At 64.6% G+C, this 22,277-nt stretch carries 13 protein-coding genes; 10 read left to right on the top strand and 3 right to left on the bottom strand.

What is annotated here, in order from left to right; all coding sequences use genetic code 11:
• The first annotated feature begins 48 nt into the window (after positions 1-48).
• Genes CQY20_RS14445 through CQY20_RS14435 form a run of 3 tightly spaced genes read left to right on the top strand, consistent with a single transcriptional unit; the run spans position 49 to position 2,706 of the window.
• Positions 49-885 carry a carbohydrate ABC transporter permease gene (locus CQY20_RS14445; protein WP_097940778.1) on the top strand — a complete coding sequence of 279 codons (837 nt, stop codon included), beginning with the start codon at positions 49-51 and terminating at the stop codon, positions 883-885.
• Between the two features lie 4 nt (positions 886-889).
• Positions 890-2,122 carry an ABC transporter ATP-binding protein gene (locus CQY20_RS14440; protein WP_097940777.1) on the top strand — a complete coding sequence of 411 codons (1,233 nt, stop codon included), beginning with the start codon at positions 890-892 and terminating at the stop codon, positions 2,120-2,122.
• On the top strand, positions 2,119-2,706 hold the full coding sequence (locus CQY20_RS14435) for a suppressor of fused domain protein (protein WP_097940776.1): 588 nt from the start codon (positions 2,119-2,121) through the stop codon (positions 2,704-2,706). The genes CQY20_RS14440 and CQY20_RS14435 overlap by 4 nt, the downstream gene beginning before the upstream one ends.
• Before the next feature lie 106 nt (positions 2,707-2,812).
• Here CQY20_RS14435 and corA read toward each other — a convergent pair whose 3' ends face one another.
• A complete protein-coding gene (gene corA / locus CQY20_RS14430; RefSeq protein ID WP_097940775.1) occupies positions 2,813-3,907 on the bottom strand; it encodes a magnesium/cobalt transporter CorA in 1,095 nt (364 codons plus the stop codon).
• A gap of 143 nt (positions 3,908-4,050) precedes the next feature.
• Between corA and CQY20_RS14425 the strand changes: the two genes are divergently transcribed.
• The 3 genes from CQY20_RS14425 to CQY20_RS14415 all read left to right on the top strand — a co-directional run bounded on the left by CQY20_RS14425 (position 4,051) and on the right by CQY20_RS14415 (position 7,163).
• Positions 4,051-5,040 (top strand): malate dehydrogenase, encoded by a 990-nt coding sequence (locus CQY20_RS14425; RefSeq protein WP_097940774.1) that lies wholly within the window; start codon positions 4,051-4,053, stop codon positions 5,038-5,040.
• Between the two features lie 85 nt (positions 5,041-5,125).
• Entirely contained in the window at positions 5,126-6,304 is a 1,179-nt protein-coding gene (locus CQY20_RS14420) for an NAD(P)-dependent malic enzyme (RefSeq protein WP_097940773.1), read from the top strand.
• Positions 6,305-6,311: 7 nt separating this feature from the next.
• Positions 6,312-7,163, top strand: a complete 852-nt coding sequence (locus tag CQY20_RS14415) for a glycine betaine ABC transporter substrate-binding protein (RefSeq protein ID WP_097940839.1) — start codon at positions 6,312-6,314, stop codon at positions 7,161-7,163.
• A 133-nt stretch (positions 7,164-7,296) separates the two neighbouring features.
• Here the strand turns inward: CQY20_RS14415 and CQY20_RS14410 are convergent, their stop codons facing one another.
• Positions 7,297-8,121 (bottom strand): SDR family NAD(P)-dependent oxidoreductase, encoded by an 825-nt coding sequence (locus tag CQY20_RS14410; RefSeq protein WP_097940772.1) that lies wholly within the window; start codon positions 8,119-8,121, stop codon positions 7,297-7,299.
• Between the two features lie 70 nt (positions 8,122-8,191).
• Positions 8,192-9,346 carry an LLM class flavin-dependent oxidoreductase gene (locus tag CQY20_RS14405; RefSeq protein WP_097940771.1) on the bottom strand — a complete coding sequence of 385 codons (1,155 nt, stop codon included), beginning with the start codon at positions 9,344-9,346 and terminating at the stop codon, positions 8,192-8,194.
• A gap of 307 nt (positions 9,347-9,653) precedes the next feature.
• Between CQY20_RS14405 and CQY20_RS14400 the strand changes: the two genes are divergently transcribed.
• The 4 genes from CQY20_RS14400 to CQY20_RS14385 all read left to right on the top strand — a co-directional run bounded on the left by CQY20_RS14400 (position 9,654) and on the right by CQY20_RS14385 (position 22,208).
• A complete protein-coding gene (locus tag CQY20_RS14400; protein WP_097940770.1) occupies positions 9,654-10,391 on the top strand; it encodes a thioesterase II family protein in 738 nt (245 codons plus the stop codon).
• Between the two features lie 467 nt (positions 10,392-10,858).
• Positions 10,859-12,634: an AMP-binding protein gene (locus CQY20_RS14395; protein ID WP_097940769.1), complete on the top strand. Its 1,776-nt coding sequence runs from the start codon at positions 10,859-10,861 to the stop codon at positions 12,632-12,634.
• On the top strand, positions 12,631-16,839 hold the full coding sequence (locus tag CQY20_RS35470; protein WP_097940768.1) for a type I polyketide synthase: 4,209 nt from the start codon (positions 12,631-12,633) through the stop codon (positions 16,837-16,839). The genes CQY20_RS14395 and CQY20_RS35470 overlap by 4 nt, the downstream gene beginning before the upstream one ends.
• Positions 16,839-22,208 carry a type I polyketide synthase gene (locus CQY20_RS14385; protein ID WP_097940767.1) on the top strand — a complete coding sequence of 1,790 codons (5,370 nt, stop codon included), beginning with the start codon at positions 16,839-16,841 and terminating at the stop codon, positions 22,206-22,208. Before CQY20_RS35470 ends, CQY20_RS14385 begins: the two co-directional genes overlap by 1 nt.
• The last annotated feature ends 69 nt before the right edge of the window (positions 22,209-22,277 follow it).

Genomic DNA, 22,277 nt, shown 5'->3' with positions numbered 1-22,277 from the left:
CCGAAGCTGACGAGGCGGGCCGCAGGCTCGAGGAGGAAGCGAGCAGAGATGCCTGAGCGTGTTGGGCCGCAGAAGAAGACCGCCTGGACCGTCGTCAACATCTTAGTGGTCATCTACGCGCTGTTCCCGGTGCTGTGGATCCTGAGCCTGTCGCTCAAATCGACCGCAACGGTCAAGGACGGCAAGCTGATTCCCGACGAGATCACCTTCGAAAACTACAAGGGCATCTTCTCCGGTGACGCGTTCACTTCGGCCCTGATCAACTCGATCGGCATCGGGCTCATCACCACCGTCATCGCGGTGACCATCGGCGGCATGGCGGCCTATGCCGTGGCCCGCCTGGCGTTTCCGGGCAAGCGCCTGCTCGTCGGCGTCGCCCTGCTGATCGCGATGTTCCCCCAGATCTCGCTCGTGACACCGCTTTTCAACATCGAGCGGCGAATCGGCTTGTTCGACACCTGGCCCGGCCTGATCATCCCGTACATCACGTTCGCGCTGCCGCTGGCCATCTACACGCTGTCGGCATTCTTCCGCGAGATCCCATGGGATCTGGAGAAGGCGGCGAAGATGGACGGTGCCACGTCGGCGCAGGCGTTCCGCAAGGTGATCGCCCCGCTGGCGGCGCCCGGCATCGTCACGGCCGCGATTCTGGTGTTCATCTTCGCCTGGAACGACCTGTTGCTGGCGTTGTCGCTGACGGCCACCCAACGAGCTATCACCGCGCCGGTGGCGATCGCGAACTTCACTGGCAGTTCGCAGTTCGAAGAGCCGACCGGGTCGATCGCGGCGGGCGCGATGGTGATCACGATCCCGATCATTATCTTTGTTCTAATCTTCCAGAGACGGATCGTCGCTGGATTGACCTCCGGTGCGGTGAAGGGGTAGTTCGATGGCCGAGATCGTGTTGGACCGGGTGACCAAGAGTTACCCCGACGGCGCCACGGCCGTGAAAGACCTGTCGATCACCATCGCCGACGGCGAGTTCATCATCCTGGTCGGCCCGTCGGGCTGCGGAAAGTCCACCACGCTGAACATGATTGCCGGGCTGGAGGAGATCACCTCGGGCGAGCTTCGCATCGGCGGCGAGCGGATGAACGAGAAGGCGCCCAAAGACCGCGACATCGCGATGGTGTTCCAGTCGTATGCGCTGTACCCGCACATGACCGTGCGCCAGAACATCGCGTTCCCGTTGACGTTGGCGAAGATGAAGAAGGCCGACATCAACGCCAAGGTCGAGGAAACCGCGAAAATCCTCGACCTGACCGAACTTCTCGACCGCAAGCCCGCCCAGCTGTCGGGCGGTCAGCGGCAACGGGTGGCGATGGGCCGCGCGATCGTGCGCGACCCGAAGGCGTTCCTGATGGACGAGCCGCTGTCCAACCTCGACGCCAAGCTGCGCGTGCAGATGCGCGCGGAGATCGCTCGGCTGCAGAACCGGTTGGGCACCACCACGGTTTACGTCACGCACGACCAGACCGAGGCGATGACGCTCGGCGACCGCGTGGTCGTGCTGCGGGCGGGGGAGGCCCAGCAGATCGGCACCCCGGAGGAGCTGTACTCCAGGCCGGCCAACCTGTTCGTTGCCGGTTTCATCGGATCGCCCGCGATGAACTTCTTCCCCGCGACGCTGACCAACATCGGCGTCAAACTGCCCTTCGGCGAAGAAGTCACCCTGACCCAAGAGATGTTCGACGTGATCGGCATGCACAAGAAGCCGACCAACATCATCGCCGGCATCCGGCCCGAGCATCTCGAGGACGCGTCGCTGATCGACACCTACGCACGGATCCGCGCGTTGACGTTCGAAGTCAAGGTCGACTTCGTCGAGTCGTTGGGTGCCGACAAGTACGTCCACTTCAAAACCGAGGGTGCCGGCGCGCAAGCGCAGCAGCTGGCCGAGCTGGCCGCCGAGTCGGGCGTCGGCGAAAACGAGTTCGTGGCAAGGGTTTCCACCGAATCGAAGGTGTCCTCCGGGCAGATGGTGGAGTTGGCGTTCGACACCTCCAAGCTGGTGCTGTTCGACGCCGACACCGGCGTGAACCTGACCATTCCGCCGCCGGGGGTCGCCGCGCCCTCGCAGGAGCAACCGCGTGAGGAACAGCCAGCGCAGTCGGGCGAGTGAGTGTCCTCGACGAGGTTCGCGCCCATCTGAGCGCGCACTTCGCCCGAAGGGGAGTCGCTGAACCCGACACGGCCAGTGTCACTTTCCTCGGCACACAGGCCTACGACGTCTTGCGGTTCGGGCCCGACGACGACGGCGTCATTCACTATGTGTCGCTGGGATGTTCGCGCGAACCGATGACGGATCCGACCGACTTCGCGGCCGATCCGGTGCGTGGCCCGAGGGCAGAAGTTGTTGTGGCGCTTCGCGGTTCGACGCCCGAAGGGTTGTCGCGCAGCGTCGCCGTGCTGGCCGCGACGCCCGCCGTCGAAGGGCTGGTGCTGACGCCGGACGCCCTCGTCGACCTCGGCGCCCCGCTGTGGCGCGGCGCGCCCTTCACTGCATTCCTGCTGGGCCGCAGCGACATCGAGGATGTTCCACTCGCCGCGCCGCAGGATCCCGTCGCGATCCTTTCCGCGGTGCCGATCACGCCGACCGAAGCGGCCTGGGTGCGACTCAAGGGCGCGCAAGCGATGCGCGACGCGTGGCTCACCGACGGCGTCGACGTGCTCGACCCGACTCGTCGCGCGGCCTCACCCAGCTAAACTTCACCCCAGCTAAACCTCACCCAGCTAAACCTCGCGCGAAACGGAATCGACGCAGCGAAACTTCGAGAAAGGGCCTGCGAGGATTCCGTGTCGCGGCGGATATTTAGAGCCAGTGGTTGCGGCGGAACGTCCGATACAACACGAAACACACGCAGAACATCACGATGAGCACCGCGGGGTAGCCCCACGTCCACGAGAGTTCCGGCATGTGTTCGAAGTTCATGCCGTAGATGCCCGCGATCGCTGTCGGCACCGCGGCGATGGCCACCCACGCCGAGATCTTGCGCATGTCGACGTTCTGCTGCATCGCCACCTTGCCGAGCGCGGCGTGCACCAGCGAGCTGAGCATTTCGTCGTAGCTGGTGATGCGGTCGGACGCCTGGGTGTTGTGGTCGAGCACGTCGCGCATGTAGCGCCGCACCTCGATGTTGACCAGGTCGTGGTGGTCGTTGAGGATCCGCTGCAGCGCCAACGTCAAAGGTCCGACGCTGCGCCGCAATTCGACGACTTCGCGCTTGAGCAGATAGATGCACTCGATGTTGGTCTGCGTGCGCGGCGAGAAGATGTCCTCCTCCATCGCGTCGATGTCGGTCTCGATGAGATCGGTCACGTCGAGATATCCGTCGACGACGTGGTCGGCGATCGCGTGCATGATCGCGTACGGCCCGAGCTTGAGCAGAGCGGGTGAGGCCTCGAGTCGCTTACGCACACCGGCGAGTTCACCGTGCTCGCCGTGGCGGACCGTGACCACGAAGTCGGTGCCGACGAACACCATGATCTCGCCGGTCTCGACGATCTCCCTGGCGTTGGTCACCGATTCGTGCTCGACGTAGTTCACCGTCTTTAGCACAAGGAAAAGCGTCTTGTCGTAACGCTCCAGCTTGGGCCGCTGATGGGCGTGCACCGCATCCTCGACCGCCAGTTCGTGCAGGCCGAACACGTCGCCGACGGCCTGCATCTGATGCTCGTCGGGCTCGTGCAGCCCGATCCAGACAAAGGCGTTCTGGCCCTCGGCCTCCAGCTCGTGGACCTTGCTCAACGCCGCGGCGTGGGTGTACTTGCCGGGCAGCCGTTTGCCGTCGACGTACACGCCGCAGTCGACCATGGCGCGGGCCACCGGCACATGGATGGAGGACGCCTCGTGCTTGGTGCGAGCGGGCCGCAGACCTGGCGGCAGCGCGCCCCGAAACGAAGGCATGAGTCAACCTCCTGACACCGCACAAGCCCAGATACGGCCTCGGCCAATGCTACGCGCGGGCGGTGGTGTCCCGGCGGTTCGGCGCTGACGGCGGTGCGCTAGTTTCGACGGCGGAAATCCTCTCTTCGCAAGGAGCCTGAGACGTGAGCACTTCTCCACTCAAGGTCGCGGTGACCGGAGCCGCCGGCCAGATCGGCTACAGCCTGCTGTTCCGCTTGGCGAGCGGCTCATTGCTCGGCCCGGACCGCCCGATCGAGCTGCGCCTGCTCGAGATCGAGCCGGCCCTCAAGGCGCTCGAGGGTGTCGTGATGGAGCTCGACGACTGCGCGTTCCCGCTGCTCGCCGGTGTCGAGACCGGCTCGGACGCCAACAAGATCTTCGACGGCGCGAACCTGGCGCTGCTCGTCGGCGCGCGTCCGCGCGGCCCGGGCATGGAGCGCAGCGACCTGCTGGAGGCCAACGGCGCGATCTTCACCGCCCAGGGCAAGGCGCTCAACGAGGTGGCCGCCGACGACATCCGCATCGGTGTCACCGGCAACCCGGCCAACACCAACGCCCTGATCGCGATGAGCAATGCGCCTGACATCCCCAAGGAGCGGTTCACGGCGCTGACCCGCCTCGACCACAACCGGGCGATCAGCCAGCTGGCGAAGAAGACCGGGGCCAAGGTCACCGACATCAAGAAGATCACGATCTGGGGCAACCACTCGGCCACCCAGTACCCCGACATCTTCCACGCCGAGGTGGGCGGCAAGAACGCCGCCGAGGTCGTCAACGACCAGAACTGGATCGAGAACGACTTCATCCCCACCGTCGCCAAGCGCGGCGCGGCGATCATCGAGGCCCGCGGCGCCTCGTCGGCCGCGTCGGCCGCGTCGGCAACCATCGACGCCGCCCGCGACTGGCTGCTCGGCACCCCGGCCGACGACTGGGTGTCAATGGCGGTGTACTCCGACGGCAGCTACGGCGTGCCCGAGGGGCTCATCTCGTCGTTCCCGGTCACGACCAAAGACGGCAATTGGTCGATCGTGCAGGGGCTGGAGATCGACGACTTCTCCCGCAGCCGGATCGACAAGACGACCGCGGAACTGGCCGACGAGCGCAAGGCGGTCAAGGAGCTGGGCCTGATCTGACGTTGGGTGCCCTGGGCGGTGCGCCGTCCGGCGCGTCCCGAAAAAGCCATTAGGTTACCTACCAGTTCGTCGCTACCCTGAGCGCGTGACGGAAAATGCTGAAGATCCGCAGGTCGTAGTCACCGACGACGAGATCTTCGACGCCCATGTAGCCGGCAAGTTATCCGTGGGGCTGCGGTCACCGCTGGACACGCAGCGCGCCCTGTCGATCGCCTACACGCCCGGTGTAGCGCAGGTCAGCCGGGCGATCGCCGCAGACCACACGTTGGCCGCCCGCTACACGTGGGCCAACCGCCTAGTCGCGGTCGTCAGCGACGGCAGCGCCGTGCTCGGCCTCGGGGACATCGGTCCCGCCGCCGCACTGCCCGTGATGGAGGGCAAGTGCGGGCTGTTCAAGGCCTACGGCGAACTGGACGCCATCCCGATCGTGCTGGACACCAAGGACCCCGACGAGATCGTCGAGACCCTGGTGCGGCTGCGGCCGACGTTCGGGGCGGTCAACCTCGAGGACATCTCCGCCCCGCGGTGCTTCGAGATCGAGCGGCGACTCATCGAGGCGCTCGACTGCCCGGTGATGCACGACGACCAACACGGCACCGCGATCGTGGTGCTTGCAGCGATGCTGGGCGCGACCAAAGTGCTCGACCGCGACATCGCCTCGCTGCGTGTGGTGATCGCCGGTGTCGGCGCCGCCGGTATCGCTTGCGCGAATATCCTTCTGGCCGCAGGTGTTTCGGACATGACCCTGCTGGACTCCAAGGGCATCCTGCACCCGCGTCGTGAGGATCTGACCCCGATCAAGTTCGAGATGGCGCAGCGCACCAACCCCGACGGTCTGTCCGGCGGAATGGTGGAGGCGCTCAAGGGGGCCGACGTGTTCCTCGGCCTGTCCGGCGGCATCGTGCCCGAAGAGTTGATCGCGACGATGGCGCCCAACGGCATCGTGTTCGCGCTGTCCAACCCGGATCCGGAGATCCATCCCGACATCGCGGCCAGGCACGCCGCCGTGGTGGCCACGGGCCGCAGCGACTACCTGAACCAGATCAACAACGTGCTGGCGTTCCCCGGTGTCTTCCGCGGCGCGCTGGACGCCGGTGCTCGCCGCATCACCGAGAAGATGAAAGTGGCTGCGGCCGAGGCGATCTTCGGCGTGGTCGGCGACGACGCGTCGCCCGAATACATCGTTCCCAGCCCGCTGGACCCGCGGGTGCGGCCTGCCGTGGCGGAGGCGGTCGCGGCGGCCTTGAGGGCCGACGACGCCTGATGTGCTGATGGCCGCCCGTCGGCTCGCTGCCGCATTGTCGCTGGTCGCAGCGCTCTTCGTCGTGGGATGCGGCGGCGGCAGTGAATCCACCTCGATAGCGGTCGGCGCCCGCGACGACTCACTATCCACGCTGTTGGCGCACCTGTATGCCGCCGCGCTGCGCACGCACGGCAGCCCCTCCCACGTCGCAGTGGTGGACGACCCGTTGGTCGGCCTGGATTCCGGCGAGGTCATCGTCGCGCCCGGCTTCACCGGTCGGCTGCTGGAGACGTTCGCGCCAGGCGGGAAAGCTCGTGCGGCCGCTCAGGTCTACCGCGACATGGTGGCGGCGCTGCCCGAAGGCGTGGCCGCGGGCGAGTACGCCGAGTCAGCGGAGGACAAGCCTGCGCTCGCGGTCACCGAAGCCACGGCCGACGCGTGGGGCGGCCGCGACATGACAGCTGCCGTGCGCAACTGCGACACGCTTCGCGTCGGGCAGGTCACCGGTACGCTGCGCCCGGCGAAGATCGGCAACTGCGCGGTCAAGGCTCGCGAATTCCCTGACACGGCAGCGCTTTTCACGGCCCTGCGCGACCGACAGGTGAACGCCGCGTGGACGTCGACGGCCGACGCGGATATCCCCGAGGACGTGCTGGTGCTCACCGACCGCACCGCGTTGATTCGAGCGGAGAACGTGGTGCCGCTGTACCGCCGCAACGAGCTGTCCGAGGTGCAGGTGCTCGCGCTCAACGAGGTCGCCGGCGTGCTGGACACCGCTGGTCTGGTGCAGCTGCGGCGCCAGGTCGCCGACGGCGCAGATCCGGCCGCGGTCGTCGACGGTTTCCTCGCCGAGCACCCGCTGGGCGCAACCAGCCGCTAGCTCGTCCTTCCTTTTTCCTCTACGGCGAGCGGGCGTGTCTGCAGCCGACACGCCGTGCAAAATCCCGAGTTTGCGCACGCTCGCGGCCGCGCCACGAGGTGCTTCGGCGTCGAAGGAGGCGTCGACGAGCCAGCTAGTGCGGCATCGTCCGCGATGTCACCGCGGCGACCACCCGCTGATAGCCCGCTCCGGTGGCGCGGGTCAGGACGTCGAGCGCGCGGGCGTCGTTGCCGACGAGCACGCGGGCCTTGTTTTTGCGCACGCCGTCGAGGATGATGCGCGCCGCCTTCTGCGGCGACGTGCTGGCCAACCTCTTGTCGAAGGTTTTCGCCAGCTCGTCCCTGTCCAGCCCCTCCGCGGCGGTCGCATTGCGCGCGATCGCGGTCTTCACGCCGCCGGGGTGCACGCAGGTGACCTTTACGGGATGGCCCGACACCAGCATCTCTTGGCGCAGCGCTTCGGTGAAGCCGCGCACCGCGAACTTGGCGGCGTTGTAGGCGGCCTGGCCCGGCACCGCGAGCAATCCGAACACACTCGAGATGTTGATGATGTGCCCGTCGCCGGACGCAATCACGTGCGGCAGAAAGACTTTCGTGCCGTTGACGACGCCCCAGTAGTCGACGTCCATCACGCGTTCGAGGTCCTTGAACTCGCTGACCTCGACGTTGCCGGTGAATGCGATGCCCGCGTTGTTGTAGATCTGGTTGACGACGCCGTAGTGCTCCTTGACGGCGTCGGCGTACGCCTGGAACGCCTCGCGTTCGGTGACGTCGAGGCGATCGGCCTTCACCGGTGCGCCGAGGGCGTTCAGTCGCTCCTCGGTCGCGGCGAGGCCTTCTGTGTCGACGTCGCTGATCGCCAGCTTTGCGCCGGAGCGCCCGAGTTCGATCGCCAACGCCTGGCCGATCCCGGACCCGGCGCCCGTGACGACGGCGACTTTCCCCGCGAAGCCCTTCATGTACTCACTCCCAGCGGTCGAACCATTGGGAGAAGGTTAGCCGGTACCGCCGGTCCGGCTTACGGCGGGCTCACGGCGATCCGAGCTTCCTCACCTTCCGCAGCATCTGCAGGAACGGCGCGCTGGCGGCCACGGCCTTCTTGAAGCTGGGCTGCATAAGGCTGGCGTTGGCGAAGACGCCGTACTCGAGGCCGAAATCGCGCCACTCGGCCACCTGGTCGACGATTTCGTCCGGCGTACCCGTGAGCAGGCACTGCTGCAGCAGTGACACCGGTACCTGCGCGGTGTATGACAACACCGTCTGCTCGTCGAGTACCTGCGGAATGATGTCCTGGTAGCCGCCGAAACCGTCGCCCATCGGATGGTGGCCGCCGTGCCGCTGCCACGCATCCCCAGGGACCAGCAGCCCGAAAGTCTTCATCGCCACGCAGTCGAGCGCTTCGTCGATATCGTCGCGGCTTCGGCCGGTGACGACGTAGAAGAAGTTCGCCGCGCTGATCGATGTCGGGTCTCGACCGGAGTCGGATGCGGCCGCGCGCACGGTTTCCAGTCCCGCCTTGTAGTCGGCCGGCTCGAAGAGTGCGGCGGGGAACCAGCCGTCGGCGTAGCGTCCGGTGGCCCGCAGCATTCGCGGACGGTGCGAGGCGACCCAGACCTCCGGCCATTTGCCCTTGTAGGGCGGAAGGTCGAACGTCGCGTTGTGCAGCGGGTAGAACTCCGAGTCGCGGGTGACGGGCTTGCCGCCCGAGTTCCACAGCGCCCGGATCGTCGCCATCGCCTCGATGAACCGGCCCACCGGCTTTGCCCAGTCCACCCCGTAGGGTTCGTTGCCCTCCCGTTCGCCGGTGCCGATGCCGAGGATCGCGCGGCCCTTGGTCAGCAGGTGAAGCGTCGCCACCGCCTGCGCCGTGACCGCTGGATTGCGTCGGCCAGTGTCGGTGACCGCCAAGCCGAGTTTCAGCCGACGGATGCGATTCTTCGCGGCGATGTTGCCGAGCATGGTCCACGGCTCGAGGCACGCGTCAGGCCGGGGCATCAACGCCGCCGCGCCCACATATGGCTTCTTCATCACCGATCGGGGAAACAGCGAATTCAGATGATCGGGCACCCAGAGCGAATCGGCCCGCGCTGCCTGAGCGGTCATCAAGCTGTTTCGCACCATGGGGTTGGGGCCGAGCCGACTGTTGGCCAGGTACTCCACGACGCCGACGTCGAATTTCGCCATAGGCCACCGCCTTCCCGATGCGCATATTCTCGGTGCCGCCCCACCCACGAAGGTGAGTAGTCGACTACTTCAGTCGACTACGCCGAGCCACGCCCCAGGCGGGCGTAAACTCCCGAATTCTCACGGCGTGTCGGCCACAGACCCGCCCTGCCGCAGCGGGGCGGCGATGAAAGACGTCTCGTGGACTGAGCACCGCAGGCGTGTCACGCCTGAAAGTTGTTTCGCTCGCAAGGATCTGCCTATGCCGACGGTGGAAGTTGTTGGCGGTCGGGCTATGCGAACGCGTCGCCGTCGGTACTGTGGCCGCATGCCCGGCTGCACGTCGACGCTCTACGTGTTTCCGCATGCTGGCGGATCGGCGGAGTACTACGTGCCGTTCGCCAAATCGTTTTCAAGCGACGTCAAGTGCTTGGCCGTTCGTTACCCCGGACGATCTGGCATCCACGATCTCGCTTCCTTCACCAGCATTTCCGATCTTGCCGAAGGCGCGTGCCGACTGTTGTCCCCGGCACATCGGGCCGACGGGACCGTTGCGTTCTTCGGCCACAGCATGGGAGCTTTGGTCGCCTTTGATGTCGCCCGTCGATTCGAAGCGGCAGGCGGGCGGATTGCAGCGCTATTCGTATCCGCCTGTGCTGCGCCAGGTCAGATTGGCTACGACTACATTCCGGAGTCCGACCGCGGTCTTCTCGATGCGGTCACTGCGATGACCGGAGCGAACCCGGAGTTCTTAGAGGACGAAGAGTTCGCCGCAAGAATCTTGCCCACACTCCGAGGACTCAAGGCCATCGCAAACTACGAATGTCCAGTCGACGCGGCCGTGTCATGCCCGATCTTCGCCTTCCTCGGTGATGATGACGACGTCGCGACCTACGAGAAAGTCCAGGGCTGGTCTCGGCGAACGACAGCGGAATTCAGCGCGCGGGTCTTTCCCGGTCACCATTTCTATATCAACGACAACCTGTTCGAGCTCGTTACCGAGATCGAAGACAGACTCACGTCATGCTGCGCCAGCAAAGGTCATCCGAACAAATCCGCGTTGTGACTGGGCGGCATGAGCCATCGTCCAATGGCACGGTGACATGGCGGCTACTGAGCGCTGCATCGAAAGCCTGCAGCAGGTGTAGGCGATGGAGGCTCGCGCACTCTGATCCAGCAGAAGCGGCGGTAGATGCGGTCGGTCGACATCGTTTTGATGTCAACATCGTTGTGCTGAAAGAGTTATCCCAGCCTAAGCAACAAACTGAGGTCTGAGCTGCGCCTTTCGTCGAGAGACGAATTGGCAGTGAATATTTTGGCGAAAACGCCTTCCATCCGTTCTCGGCCGACCCTAATATTGGCGGCAGCGTCAAGCCAGTAATCGACGCGGAGGCTGAGCTCGGTCTTCCGGTGATGTCGATTGCGCAAACCTCTGGCCTTTGGGTGGTCAGGGCTTACATCAAAACTCCAGGACCGGTCTGCTCCGTCAGGGGGGGCAGTCACTCGCGCCCAGACCGACCGAGAGGCGCTGCAATGCGTTTAAAAGAGCATTTTGTTCCATCGGTTCTCATGAACCGTGCTCGGCGACAGCCGGACGACATCGCATATACGTTCATCGACTACGAGGTAAATCCATCAGGGTTCGCCGAGAGCCTGACGTGGTCGCAGCTCGCACAACGAGCGCGCATTATCGCGCGAGAGTTGTTGCTATGCGCCTCGATTGGCGATCGAGCGGCGATCTTGGCTCCCCAGGGTCTTGACTATATCGTCGCGTTCTACGGTGCGATGCAGGCGGGACTCATCGCCGTCCCGCTCCCGGCGCCCCAATTCGGCGGCTATGACGAACGGGTGTCGGGAGCACTGGAAGACTGCTCGCCGGCGGTATTACTGACAACCTCGGCAGTGGTCGCAGAAGTGTTGCCGTATGCCGGCGGGCGCACAGGTGCGGCCGCGCCGCGAGTGATCGAGATCGATGCGCTGGACTTCGATTCGCCGTTGATGGCGGATGTGGGCTTGGGTCCTTATTCGTCGACGGCCTATCTGCAGTACACGTCGGGCTCGACTCGGCGGCCGGCCGGTGTCGTCGTCACTCACCAGAACGTGTTGGCCAACCTGGGCCAGATTTTTGCCGACTACTTCGAGCATCGCGCCAAAGTTCCGCCGTCCGACATCACCTTCGTCTCGTGGCTGCCCTTCTTTCACGACATGGGGATGGTGCAAGGCGTCTTTGCTCCGCTGCTGGTGCCAAGCGCGGTGTCAGGTGAAACCGTCGGGCGGCCAGCGTTTCTGATGAGCCCGGTGGCGTTTCTGCAGAGGCCGGCTCGGTGGATGCAGTTGTTGGCGGTCAACAGCCCGTCGTGGTCGGCGGCGCCGAATTTCGCGTTTGAGTTGGCGGCTCGTCGTACGTCGGATGAGGATATGGCGGGGCTGGATCTGGGTGGTGTGCTGGGCATCATCAGTGGCAGTGAACGCATTCACGCCGCGACGATTCAGCGTTTCAATGACCGGTTCTCGCGTTTCGGTCTGCCCAGCGACACGGTACGACCCTCTTACGGCCTCGCGGAAGCGACGCTCTATGTGACGTCCGCGCCGAAGGGTCATGCGCCGGCCAGAGTTCGTTTCGATTACGAGAAGTTGGCTGCGGGTTATGCGGTGTGTAGTGAGGGTGATGGGGCGACGGAGTTGGTGAATTACGGTCCGCCTCGGGCGTCGACGGTGCGCATCGTTGATCCGGAGACGCGGGCGGAGTGTCCGGCGTCGAAGGTGGGCGAGATCTGGGTGCATGGTGACAACGTCGCCGGTGGTTATTGGCGCAATCGGGAATTGTCGCAGCGCACGTTCGGGGTCGAGTTGGTCAATCCGTCGCCGGGCACGCCGCGGTCGGGGTGGTTGCGTACCGGGGACTTAGGGGTGATGTCACAAGGCGAGTTGCTCATCATCGGTCGGATCAAGGACCTGCTGATCGTCGACGGACGCAACCATTACCCCGACGACATCGAAGCCACGATCCAAGAGGTCACCGGTCGGCGGGTTGCCGCCATCGCGATCCCCGATGGACGTACCGAGCGGCTGGTGGTGATCGCCGAAATCAAGAACCGCGGCGAAGACGAAGAGACACTGCGCAGATTGCAGACTGTCAAACGCGAAGTGATAACGACGGTTTCGCAGTCCCACAGTGTGCGGGTGGCTGATTTGGTGTTGGTGGCGCCGGGTTCGATTCCTATTACGACGAGTGGCAAGGTGCGGCGTTCGGCGTGCGCGGAGCGGTACCGTGGTGATGGGTTTCTTCGTCTGGATGTTGGTCTATGACTGCGGCTTTTGACGAGGACGCGCTGCGCGACTGGCTGGTCGACTACCTGGTCGCCAACATCGGCTGCAACCCAGACGAAATCGACCTGGATTCGTCGATGCATGACCTCGGATTGGGGTCGGGCGATGCGGTGGTGCTCACAGGAGAACTGTCGGAGTTGTTGGGGCGACAGGTATCTCCGGTGGAGTTCTGGCAGTACCCGACGATCAACGCGTTGGTGAAATTCCTGACCGGCTCACCGTCTGAAGTCGAAGTGGTGGACAGCTGCGGGGGGTCATACCTGGGTGAGCCGGTTGCGGTTGTTGGTTTGGGGTGTCGGTTTCCTGGTGGGGTTGGTGGGCCGGAGTCGTTGTGGCGGTTTGTGTGTGAGGGTCGGTCGTCGGTGGGGCGGTTGCCTGCGGATCGGTGGGCGTTGTTTGATGATGGTTCGCCGGAGGTGGGGGCGGCGTTGGCTGCTACCACTCGGTGGGGTTCGTTTCTGAGTGATGTTGATGCTTTTGATGCGGAGTTTTTTGAGATCTCGCCGCGGGAGGCGGCCAAGATGGATCCGCAGCAGCGGTTGGTGTTGGAGGTGGCTTACGAGGCGTTGGAGCATGCCGGGATTGCGGCGCCGTCGTTGCGGCAGAGCTTGACTGGGGTGTTTGTTGGTGCGTGTTTGGGGGAGTACGGGTATCTGGCGTCGGCGGATTTGAGTCAGGTTGATGCGTGGTCGGGTACTGGTGGGGCGTTGAGCGTTATCGCCAATCGGGTGTCGTATTTTCTGGATCTGCGGGGGCCGTCGGTGACGGTGGATACGGCGTGTTCGTCGTCGTTGGTGGCGGTGCATCTGGCGTGTCAGAGTTTGCGGACCGGGGATGCGGATCTGGCGTTGGCGGCGGGGGTCAATGTGGTGTTGTCGCCGGCGGTGACGCGCAGTTTCGATTTGGCCAATGCGATGTCGCCGTCGGGTTGTTGTCATGCCTTTGATGCCGCCGCTGATGGGTTTGTTCGTGGTGAGGGTTGTGGGGTGGCGGTGCTCAAGCGGCTCTCGGATGCGCGCCGTGACGGGGATCGGGTGTTGGCGGTGGTGCGGGGGTCGGCGGTTAATCAGGACGGCCGCTCCAATGGGTTGATGGCGCCCAATCCGGCTGCGCAGATGGCGGTGTTGCGTGCGGCCTATGCCAATGCCGGTCTCGCCCCGGGTGAGGTCGACTATGTGGAGGCCCACGGCACCGGCACGCTGCTGGGTGATCCCATCGAAGCCCGCGCACTGGGCACAGTGCTGGGCCGAGGCCGCCCCCCAACAAACCCACTGCTCATCGGCGCCATCAAAACAAACCTCGGCCATCTTGAGGCCGCGGCGGGCATCGCGGGGTTCTGCAAGGCGGTGCTGGCCGTGCACAGTGCCCATATTCCGGCTAACGCGTGCTTCGACTCTCCGAATCCGCATATTCCGTTTGGGGATTTGCGGTTGAGAGTTGTTGATGCTCCGATGGATTGGCCGGTGACGGGTCGGCCCAGGCGTGCGGGGGTGTCGTCGTTCGGGTTTGGTGGTACCAACGCCCATGTGGTGCTCGAGCAGGCGCCGGTTGTCGAGCCCGCGGCCGGGGTGCCGGCGCCGGCGGTGACCACGTTGGTGGTGTCGGGTAAGACCACCCAACGGCTCGAGGCGATGGCTGCGGTGCTGGCCGACTGGATGGAACACGACCAACCCGGTGTGGAGTTGGCCGACATCGCCCACACCCTCAACCACCACCGCACCCGACACCCACTATTCGCCACCGTCTGCGCCCGCAACCGCACCCAAGCAATAACCGCACTGCGGGAATTGGCCGCAGGCCGAACGACAGCGGGGGTCGTGAGGGCCCAACACCTGCCCGCTGATGCGCGCACAGTGTTCGTGTATCCGGGTTCGAATTCGCAATGGGCCGGCATGGGTCGACAGCTGCTGGCCGACGAGCCGGCCTTCGCTGCAGCGATCGCCGACCTCGAGCCGATATTCGTTGCCCAAACCGGTTTCTCGCTGCAGCGGGCACTCACCAGTGGCGAATCACCGAGCGGTGAACGAGGGGTACAGCCGGTCACGATGGCGGTGCAGTTGGCGTTGACGGCGTTGTGGCGTTCCTACGGGGTGGAGCCCGATGCGGTGATCGGCCATTCCATGGGTGAGGTGTCAGCGGCGGTGGTGGCCGGGGCGCTGAGTCCCGCCGAAGGGCTGTATGTGATCACCACCCGGTCGCGGCTGATGGCGCGGCTTGCCGGGCAGGGCGCCATGGCGCTGCTGGAAACGGACACCCACGCCACCGAGCAACTCATCGCCGACTACCCCGACGTCACCATCGCCGTGCACGCCTCCCCACGCCAAACCGCCATCGCCGGACCACCCCACCAGATCAATGCCCTCATCGCCCAAGTCCAGCAGAAGGCTCTTCCCGTGCGGAGGATCGACACGCAAATCGCTGCCAACACCGTCCTGATGGATCCGATATCGGACGAACTGGCCTCGGCACTAAGTGCTTTGACACCGAAAAGCCCGAAGATTCCTTACCTGTCCACCGTCGCAACCGCGGACTCCGCAGTTGTGCTCGACGCCGCACATTGGGTAGCCAATCTGCGCCATCCACTGCGACTCGATCAGGCAATCGCGGCGGCAGCGCGCAACCACAGCACATTCATTGAGATCAGTCCACATCCCGAGGTCGCCGACCCCATCGCCGCCATCCTCGAGTCAGAGCCGTGGTCTGGCTGCTTCGCGTTGCACACGAGGACGGCCAGGGTAGACGACGAAACCCTCTACTTTCATTCGCAACTCGCCGCTTTGGGTGTGACACCGCAGGCGAACGCCGCTGGACGCCTGGTGGACATCCCGCCCACGCCCTGGCTGCATTCGAGGTATTGGGTGCCGAATCGATCGGTCCGGGCGGGAGTGACCGCGGCGCACCCACTGCTCGGGACGCACGTGGAGATGCCATCGGGCCGTGAACACGTATGGCAGGTTCGGGCGCACACTGAGCGCAACCCCTGGCTGATGAATCATGCCGTGCACGGTCAACCCGTGATGCCTCTGGCGGCGTTCGCCGAGATGGTGGTGGCAGCGGGTAGTGCGGCCCTTGGGCTACCCGTGGGGGATGTGGAGGTGAATCGGCTCGAAACCGAGCAGATTCTTGCCCTGGACGGTCGGACCGAGTTGACCACTCAGCTTGTCCGGGACGCCGACGATGCGGTTCGAGTCGAGATCCACTCGCGATCGACCGGGGGCCGTTGGTGTCGGCATGTAGTGGCGCGCGTGGGCGTGACGCGCCACGGCATCCCGCCTCAGGACTGCAACACCCTTTCCGATGTCGGAACTGTAGTGGCGCCCACGGACTTCTACGCTGCACGAGGACGTGCCGGAATCCAACAGGGCCCGCCGTTCACCGCATTGACCCGCATCGTTCGTACGCCCGGCGAAACGGTGCACGCCGAAATCGTGCTGCCCGAAGAGGCCGGTTCGACTCAGGGTTACGGGATCCACCCGGTGATGTTGGAGGCGGCGCTGCAGAGTTTGGTCGCGGCAACACCGGTCGAGCCCCTGCCGGTCGAAGTCACTTACCTGCCGATGTCGCTGGGATCGATTCGGCTGTCTGGAGTTATGGGCCGACGAGCGCGGTGCCGTGCGGAGTCGGTCAGCGCCAACGACGACGGTGCGGACCTATGGGGTCACGTCAGCGTGATCGATGACGCAGGCACAGCCATCGCAGAGGTGAGGGACGTCCGTCTGCGGCGTGTGGAACGGTCGATGGTGCCGTCAACGTTGGACAGAGCGACCGGCGACGACGCGCATCGATCAGGCCCTAGCTCCGACTGGTCGTCGATGACCGCTGAAGAGGTCTGCGCGGAACTGCAAGCAGGACTGCAAGCCATCTTGGCCCGCGAATTACAGGCTCCGCAAACGACTTTGGACATCAATCAGCCGTTCCCCGAGATGGGACTTGACTCGATGATGGCGATGGCCGTCCTTCGAGAGGCCCAGCACCTGGTGGGTATCGACCTGTCAGCGACGATGTTATGGGATCACCCGACCATCTCGTCGTTGGCGAGGCATCTGGCGGAAAGCCTGGCACCTGAACTGAATACGGAGCACGACGACGTCGATCTCGATGGTTCCACCAGCAGCAGTGTGTTGGATGCGTTGTTCGACAGCGTGGAATCGGAGCATTTTCCCAGTGAGAGCGGTATCCGATGATGAGAACCACCTTCAGCCGAATTTCGGATATGACCGCAGCCCAGCGTGCAGCGCTGGACGATCAGTTCGAGAAGGCTTCTCGGCTGGCCGCAGCGGAGCCCATAGCCGTGATCGGAATTGGCTGTCGCTTCCCCGGTGGTTCGGTGGGTCCGCAGGCGTATTGGGAATTCCTGGCTGACGGAGGCGACGCGATCGGCGAGGTGCCCTCGGACCGCTGGGATGTCGAGGAGTTCTACGATCCTGACCCGTTCTCGCCCGGGCGGATGAGCTCGAAATGGGCCGGTTTCCTTCCCGATGTGTCCGGCTTCGACGCCGACCACTTCGGAATCTCACCGCGCGAGGCCGAGACGATGGATCCGCAACAGCGGCTGCTGTTGGAAGTGGCGTGGGAAGCGTTGGAGCATGGCGGGTTCGCGCCGGAGGCCATGGGCGGCAGTCGCACTGCGGTGATGATGGGGGTGTATTACACGGAATATCAAACGGCCTCGGCCGCGAACCCTGACGCGATCGACGCTTATTGCGCAACGGGTAACGCTCACAGCATCACCGTCGGTCGGATCGCGTATCTGTTGGGTCTGCATGGGCCGGCGGTCGCGGTGGACACGGCTTGCTCGTCATCGCTTGTTGCGGTGCATCTGGCCTGTCAGAGCCTGCGGATGCGTGAAAGCGACGTTGCTCTGGCCGGTGGCGTCAACCTCATCCTGCGTCCGGAAACCCAGCTCGCGTTGTCCAAGTGGGGGATGCTGTCGCCACATGGGCACTGTCGCTCCTTCGATGCAGGGGCCGACGGGTTCGTGCGGGGTGAGGGTGCTGGTGTGGTCGTGCTCAAGCGACTCACCGACGCAGTGTGTGACGGTGACCGAGTGCTGGCCGTAGTGCGCGGCTCGGCGGTCAACCAGGATGGCCGCTCCAACGGCCTGACCGCACCCAATGCGCTGGCCCAACATGATGTGATCACAAGGGCGTTGCGGGGCGCCGATGTTGCAGCGGGCTCAGTGAATTTCGTCGAGGCTCACGGGACCGGTACGGCCCTCGGTGACCCGATCGAGTTCGACGCATTGTCAGCCACCTACGGCCAGGGAAACGGTCCATGCGCGGTCGGGGCCGTCAAGACGAACATGGGCCATTTGGAGGGGGCGGCAGGTATCGCAGGCTTCATCAAGGCCGTTTTGGCCGTCCACCGAGCGCAGATTCCCCCCAATCTTCATTTTCTGCAGTGGAATCCGGCGATCGACGCGTCCGCGACACGACTGTTCGTTCCTACTGACCTGATGCAGTGGCCCGACTGTTCGGGCCCGCGCCGGGCGGCAGTGTCCTCGTTCGGCCTCGGTGGGACCAATGCACATGTGGTGCTCGAGCAAGGACCGGATATGCCGGCCTCGTCAGGTGGTAGTTCGGAGTCCTCGGTGAGCACGCTTGTCGTGACCGGTAGGACAACCGAGCGCGTGAGTTCATGGGCGACGGCATTGGCCGATTGGCTGGAGCGTGACACCACGGATGTCGAATTGGCGGATCTGGCACGCACACTGCGTCACCGCCAGGGCGAAGGCAAGTTCGCCGCGGTGTGTGCGGTTGATCGGCAACAAGCCGTCACAGGTTTGCGGACCCTTGCTGCCGGAGTGCCTGCGCCCGGAGTGGTCTTGCCGCGCGAGGCGCCTGCCGCCTCCGGCACGGTGTTCGTGTACTCGGGCCAGGGCTCGCAGTGGGCGGGTATGGGTCGGCAGTTGATGGCCGATGAACCGGCCTTCGCCGCAGCGATAGCCGATTTGGAGCCGGTCTTCGTTGCGCAGGTCGGGTTCTCGCTGCGCAAAGTGCTCACCGACGGCGAGCAACTCATCGGCATCGACCGTATCCAACCGGTGCTGGTCGGTATGCACCTGGCGCTTACCGAGTTGTGGCGTCATCACGGCGTGCGACCCGACGCAGTGATCGGGCACTCGATGGGTGAAGTCTCCGCGGCTGTGGTGGCCGGGGCGCTGACGCCCGCCGACGGGCTGCGGGTGATAGCCACCCGATCGCGGTTGATGTCCCGGCTGTCCGGACAGGGCGCGATGGCGCTGCTGGAACTGGACGCAGCGGCCACCGAGGAGTTGATGGCCGGCTATCCCGATATCACCTTGGCGGTGTACGCCTCTCCGCGTCAGACAGTGGTGGCCGGGCCCCCGGCACAGGTCGACGCGATGATCGCCGTGGTTGACGCACAAGGAAGATTGGCGCGGCGCATCGAGGTGGACGTGGCCTCCCATCACCCCACCATCGATCCTATTCTCTTCGACTTGCGCAGTGCGCTTGCCGATCTGACGCCGAGCGCTCCACAGATCCTGCTCTTCAGCACCACAGGGAACGCGGGCCGCCAAACGCCGGTGTTCGACGCGGGCCACTGGGTGGCCAACCTTCGCCATCCGGTTAGGTTCAGTCAGGCCGTGGCGATCGCGGGTGCCAAGCACGCCAACTTCGTTGAGGTCAGCCCGCATCCGCTGCTCACCCATGCCATCACCGAAACTCTTGAGTTTGTGGGGTCCTGCGGCGACATCCGCGTGGCCGCGACGATCAACCGGGACAGCCCGGAGACAATCACCTTCCACGCGAATCTCTCTACTGTGCACTTCCCAGTGGATGCGGAAAGTTGCGACGAGAAAGGTTGCGACGGAGGCTCAAACGGCCTAGTAGACCTTCCGCCCAGGCCCTGGATGCACTCGAAGTACTGGGTTAACGATCGCGCGGACGGTCGGCCGACGGGGATGCACCCCATGCTCGGTATGCACGTCGAGATGCCACAGGGCCGCGATCACGCGTGGCAGGCGGACGTCGGCACCGACCTCCTCCCATGGCTGCAGGATCACAAGGTGCATGGCCAGCCCGTCATGCCCGCCGCGGCTTTCGCTGAGATCGCTTTGGCCGCAGGCTGCGAAGCATTCGGCCTGCCCGCCGACGCCGTTACGGTGAATCGACTCGAGGTCGAACAGATGCTGCCCGTCGAGAGCCGAACCCAATTGACCACGGTCCTCAACTCGGGCGCAGGCAACAGTGTGCGAGTCGAGGTCTATTCGCGGTCAACCGGCGGCACGTGGTGTCGGCACGCGGTCGCCTGTGTCCACGCCGGGCAAGGCGCGGTCGACACGACTTGGAACGGTGCGCTCGGCGACACCGGTACCATCGTGTCACCAGTCGACTTCTACACTGCGTTGCGACGTACCGGTGCCCATCATGGACGTGCCTTTGCCGCCCTGACCCGGATCATTCATTCTGACAACGGGTTTGCCGAAGCAGAGATCGCGCTGCCCGACGATGCAACTTCGCATCGCGAGTTCCGTGTCCATCCGGTGATGTTCGACGCTGCCCTGCAGACCCTGGCTGCCGCCATGCCGACCGAGTCACAGCAGGGCATGACCGAGGTCACGTACCTGCCGGTGGCGATGGAGACGATCCGTGTGCATAAACAGGTCGGACGGCGAGGCCGGTGCCGGGCGGAGTTGATCAACGTCGACGACACCGGCGCTGTAGGGCGCATCACACTGTTGGACGACACTGGCGCACCGACCGCATCGATCAGCGGCGTCTACCTGCGACGCGTAAATCGGCGCGCGGTGCCGTTACCGCTGGCGCAGAAGCTGTTCGACTCCGTGTGGCGACAAACACCGCTATCACCGGACAGCGTCGCACCGCGTCCCTGCCCGCCAGCCGGAAGCTGGCTGGTGCTGACCCATGGGGTCGACATGAAGGACATCGCGGAGGATTTCACGACCGGGTTCGCCACTTCGAGTCGGCGTGTGATCACGGCTAACCTTGGGGATGAATCTGCGGTACTAGACGCGTTCGCCAAAACGGCTGCAGATCCGGATCTTCCGCCGGTCGGTGTGGTCATTTTCGTCGGCCAGCCCGGCATCGACGGGATGGCCCCCGACGATGAACCGACACGCGCACGCGATGTGATTTGGGCGGTGTCCGCCGCGGTACGCGCAATCGTGTCCGGCTGGCACGGGAAGTCGCCACGGATGTGGCTGGTGAGTCGTAACGGTCTTCTGGTTCACGATGACGAGCGGGGTCATCCGACGGTCGGTGCGCTCAAGGGTCTGATCCGCGTGTTGGCGTACGAACATCCTGATCTGCGAGCCACCTTGGTGGATCTGGATATGGACGCAGACGTCAGGGCCATGTTGACCGCCGAGCTCGCGGCGCAAGGCAGTGATGACGTGGTCGCTTGGCGGGGTCAGGACAGGTACGCCGAACGGCTTGCTCGAGCGACGCTCAACGCTCGCGTGCGTGATCCGGTAGTGCGTGCAGATGGCGCATACATCATCACTGGTGGTCTCGGCGGGGTCGGCATGGTCGTCGCTCGCTGGCTGGTCGACAGCGGCGCCGCCCGTGTGGTTCTCAACGGTAGAAGCGGCCCCTCCGAAAGTCAACGAAAAGACCTCTCGGAGTTGGAAGCACGCGCCGAGGTCGCCGTGGTGTGCGGTGATATCGCTGCGCCGGGAATGGCCGAACGGCTTGTAGCGGCTGCCGAAGCGACTGGGCGGCCCCTGCGCGGAATCGTCCACTCGGCCGCCGTCATTGACGACCAGATCGTCGTGAAGCTCACCAGGGAAAGCCTGGAACGGGTTTGGGCTGCGAAAGCAATGGGTGCGTGGCGACTTCATAAAGCGACCACAGAACGCAAGCTCGATTGGTGGGTCGGGTTCTCGTCGGTGGCGTCCCTGCTGGGATCGCCGGGACAGACGTCTTACGCCTGCGCGAACGCATGGCTGGACGCTCTGGTCTCGTGGCGCAGAGCGTCGCTTCTGACAGCCACAACCATCAACTGGGGCCAATGGGCGGAGGTTGGAGTCGCGAGCGCACTCAACTTCGGGGTTCTCGATCCGATAAGTCCCGCTGAAGGGATCGAGGCGCTGGAAGCGGTGCTCGCCGGCGACCTTGCGCGTGTCGGCGTCACGCGGCTGCGCCTCGATCGGGCGGTCGCCGCATTCCCGGAAATCCAGCAACTCAACTACTTCACCGACCTCGCAGGGGAAGTGGGTTCGGAAAGCGACGATGACTGGCCGGGTACCGATGCACTGCAGCACCTAGACTCCGGCGAGGTCAACCGCGTTGTCACGGGGCGTCTGCGGAGACGCGTTTCAGCGATCATGGGCTATCCCGACGATCGCGCCGTGGCCACGGACGAGCCGTTGACCGGACTCGGAATGGATTCGCTCATGGCTGTGCGAATCAGGAATACCGTCCGCGGAGATTTCGGTGTAGAGCCTCCGGTGGCACTTCTCCTTCAAGGCGCCTCACTGGTCGATGTCGCCACTGAGTTGATCGGTCAGCTCGGCCTCAGCGAGCACGACGAAATCAGGCCCAATAATGAGGGCGATTTCAGGGGGTGATTGCAACAGCCACCTTGTTGGAGGTTGTTGTGTATCTGAAGGCTTATCCCTGGATTATGCGTCAGTTCT

The organism is Mycolicibacterium agri (assembly GCF_002553505.1).
Taxonomy (GTDB): domain Bacteria; phylum Actinomycetota; class Actinomycetes; order Mycobacteriales; family Mycobacteriaceae; genus Mycobacterium; species Mycobacterium agri.
Note: the sequence above shows the minus strand (reverse complement) of the source record. Positions and strands in the feature narration are given on the sequence as shown.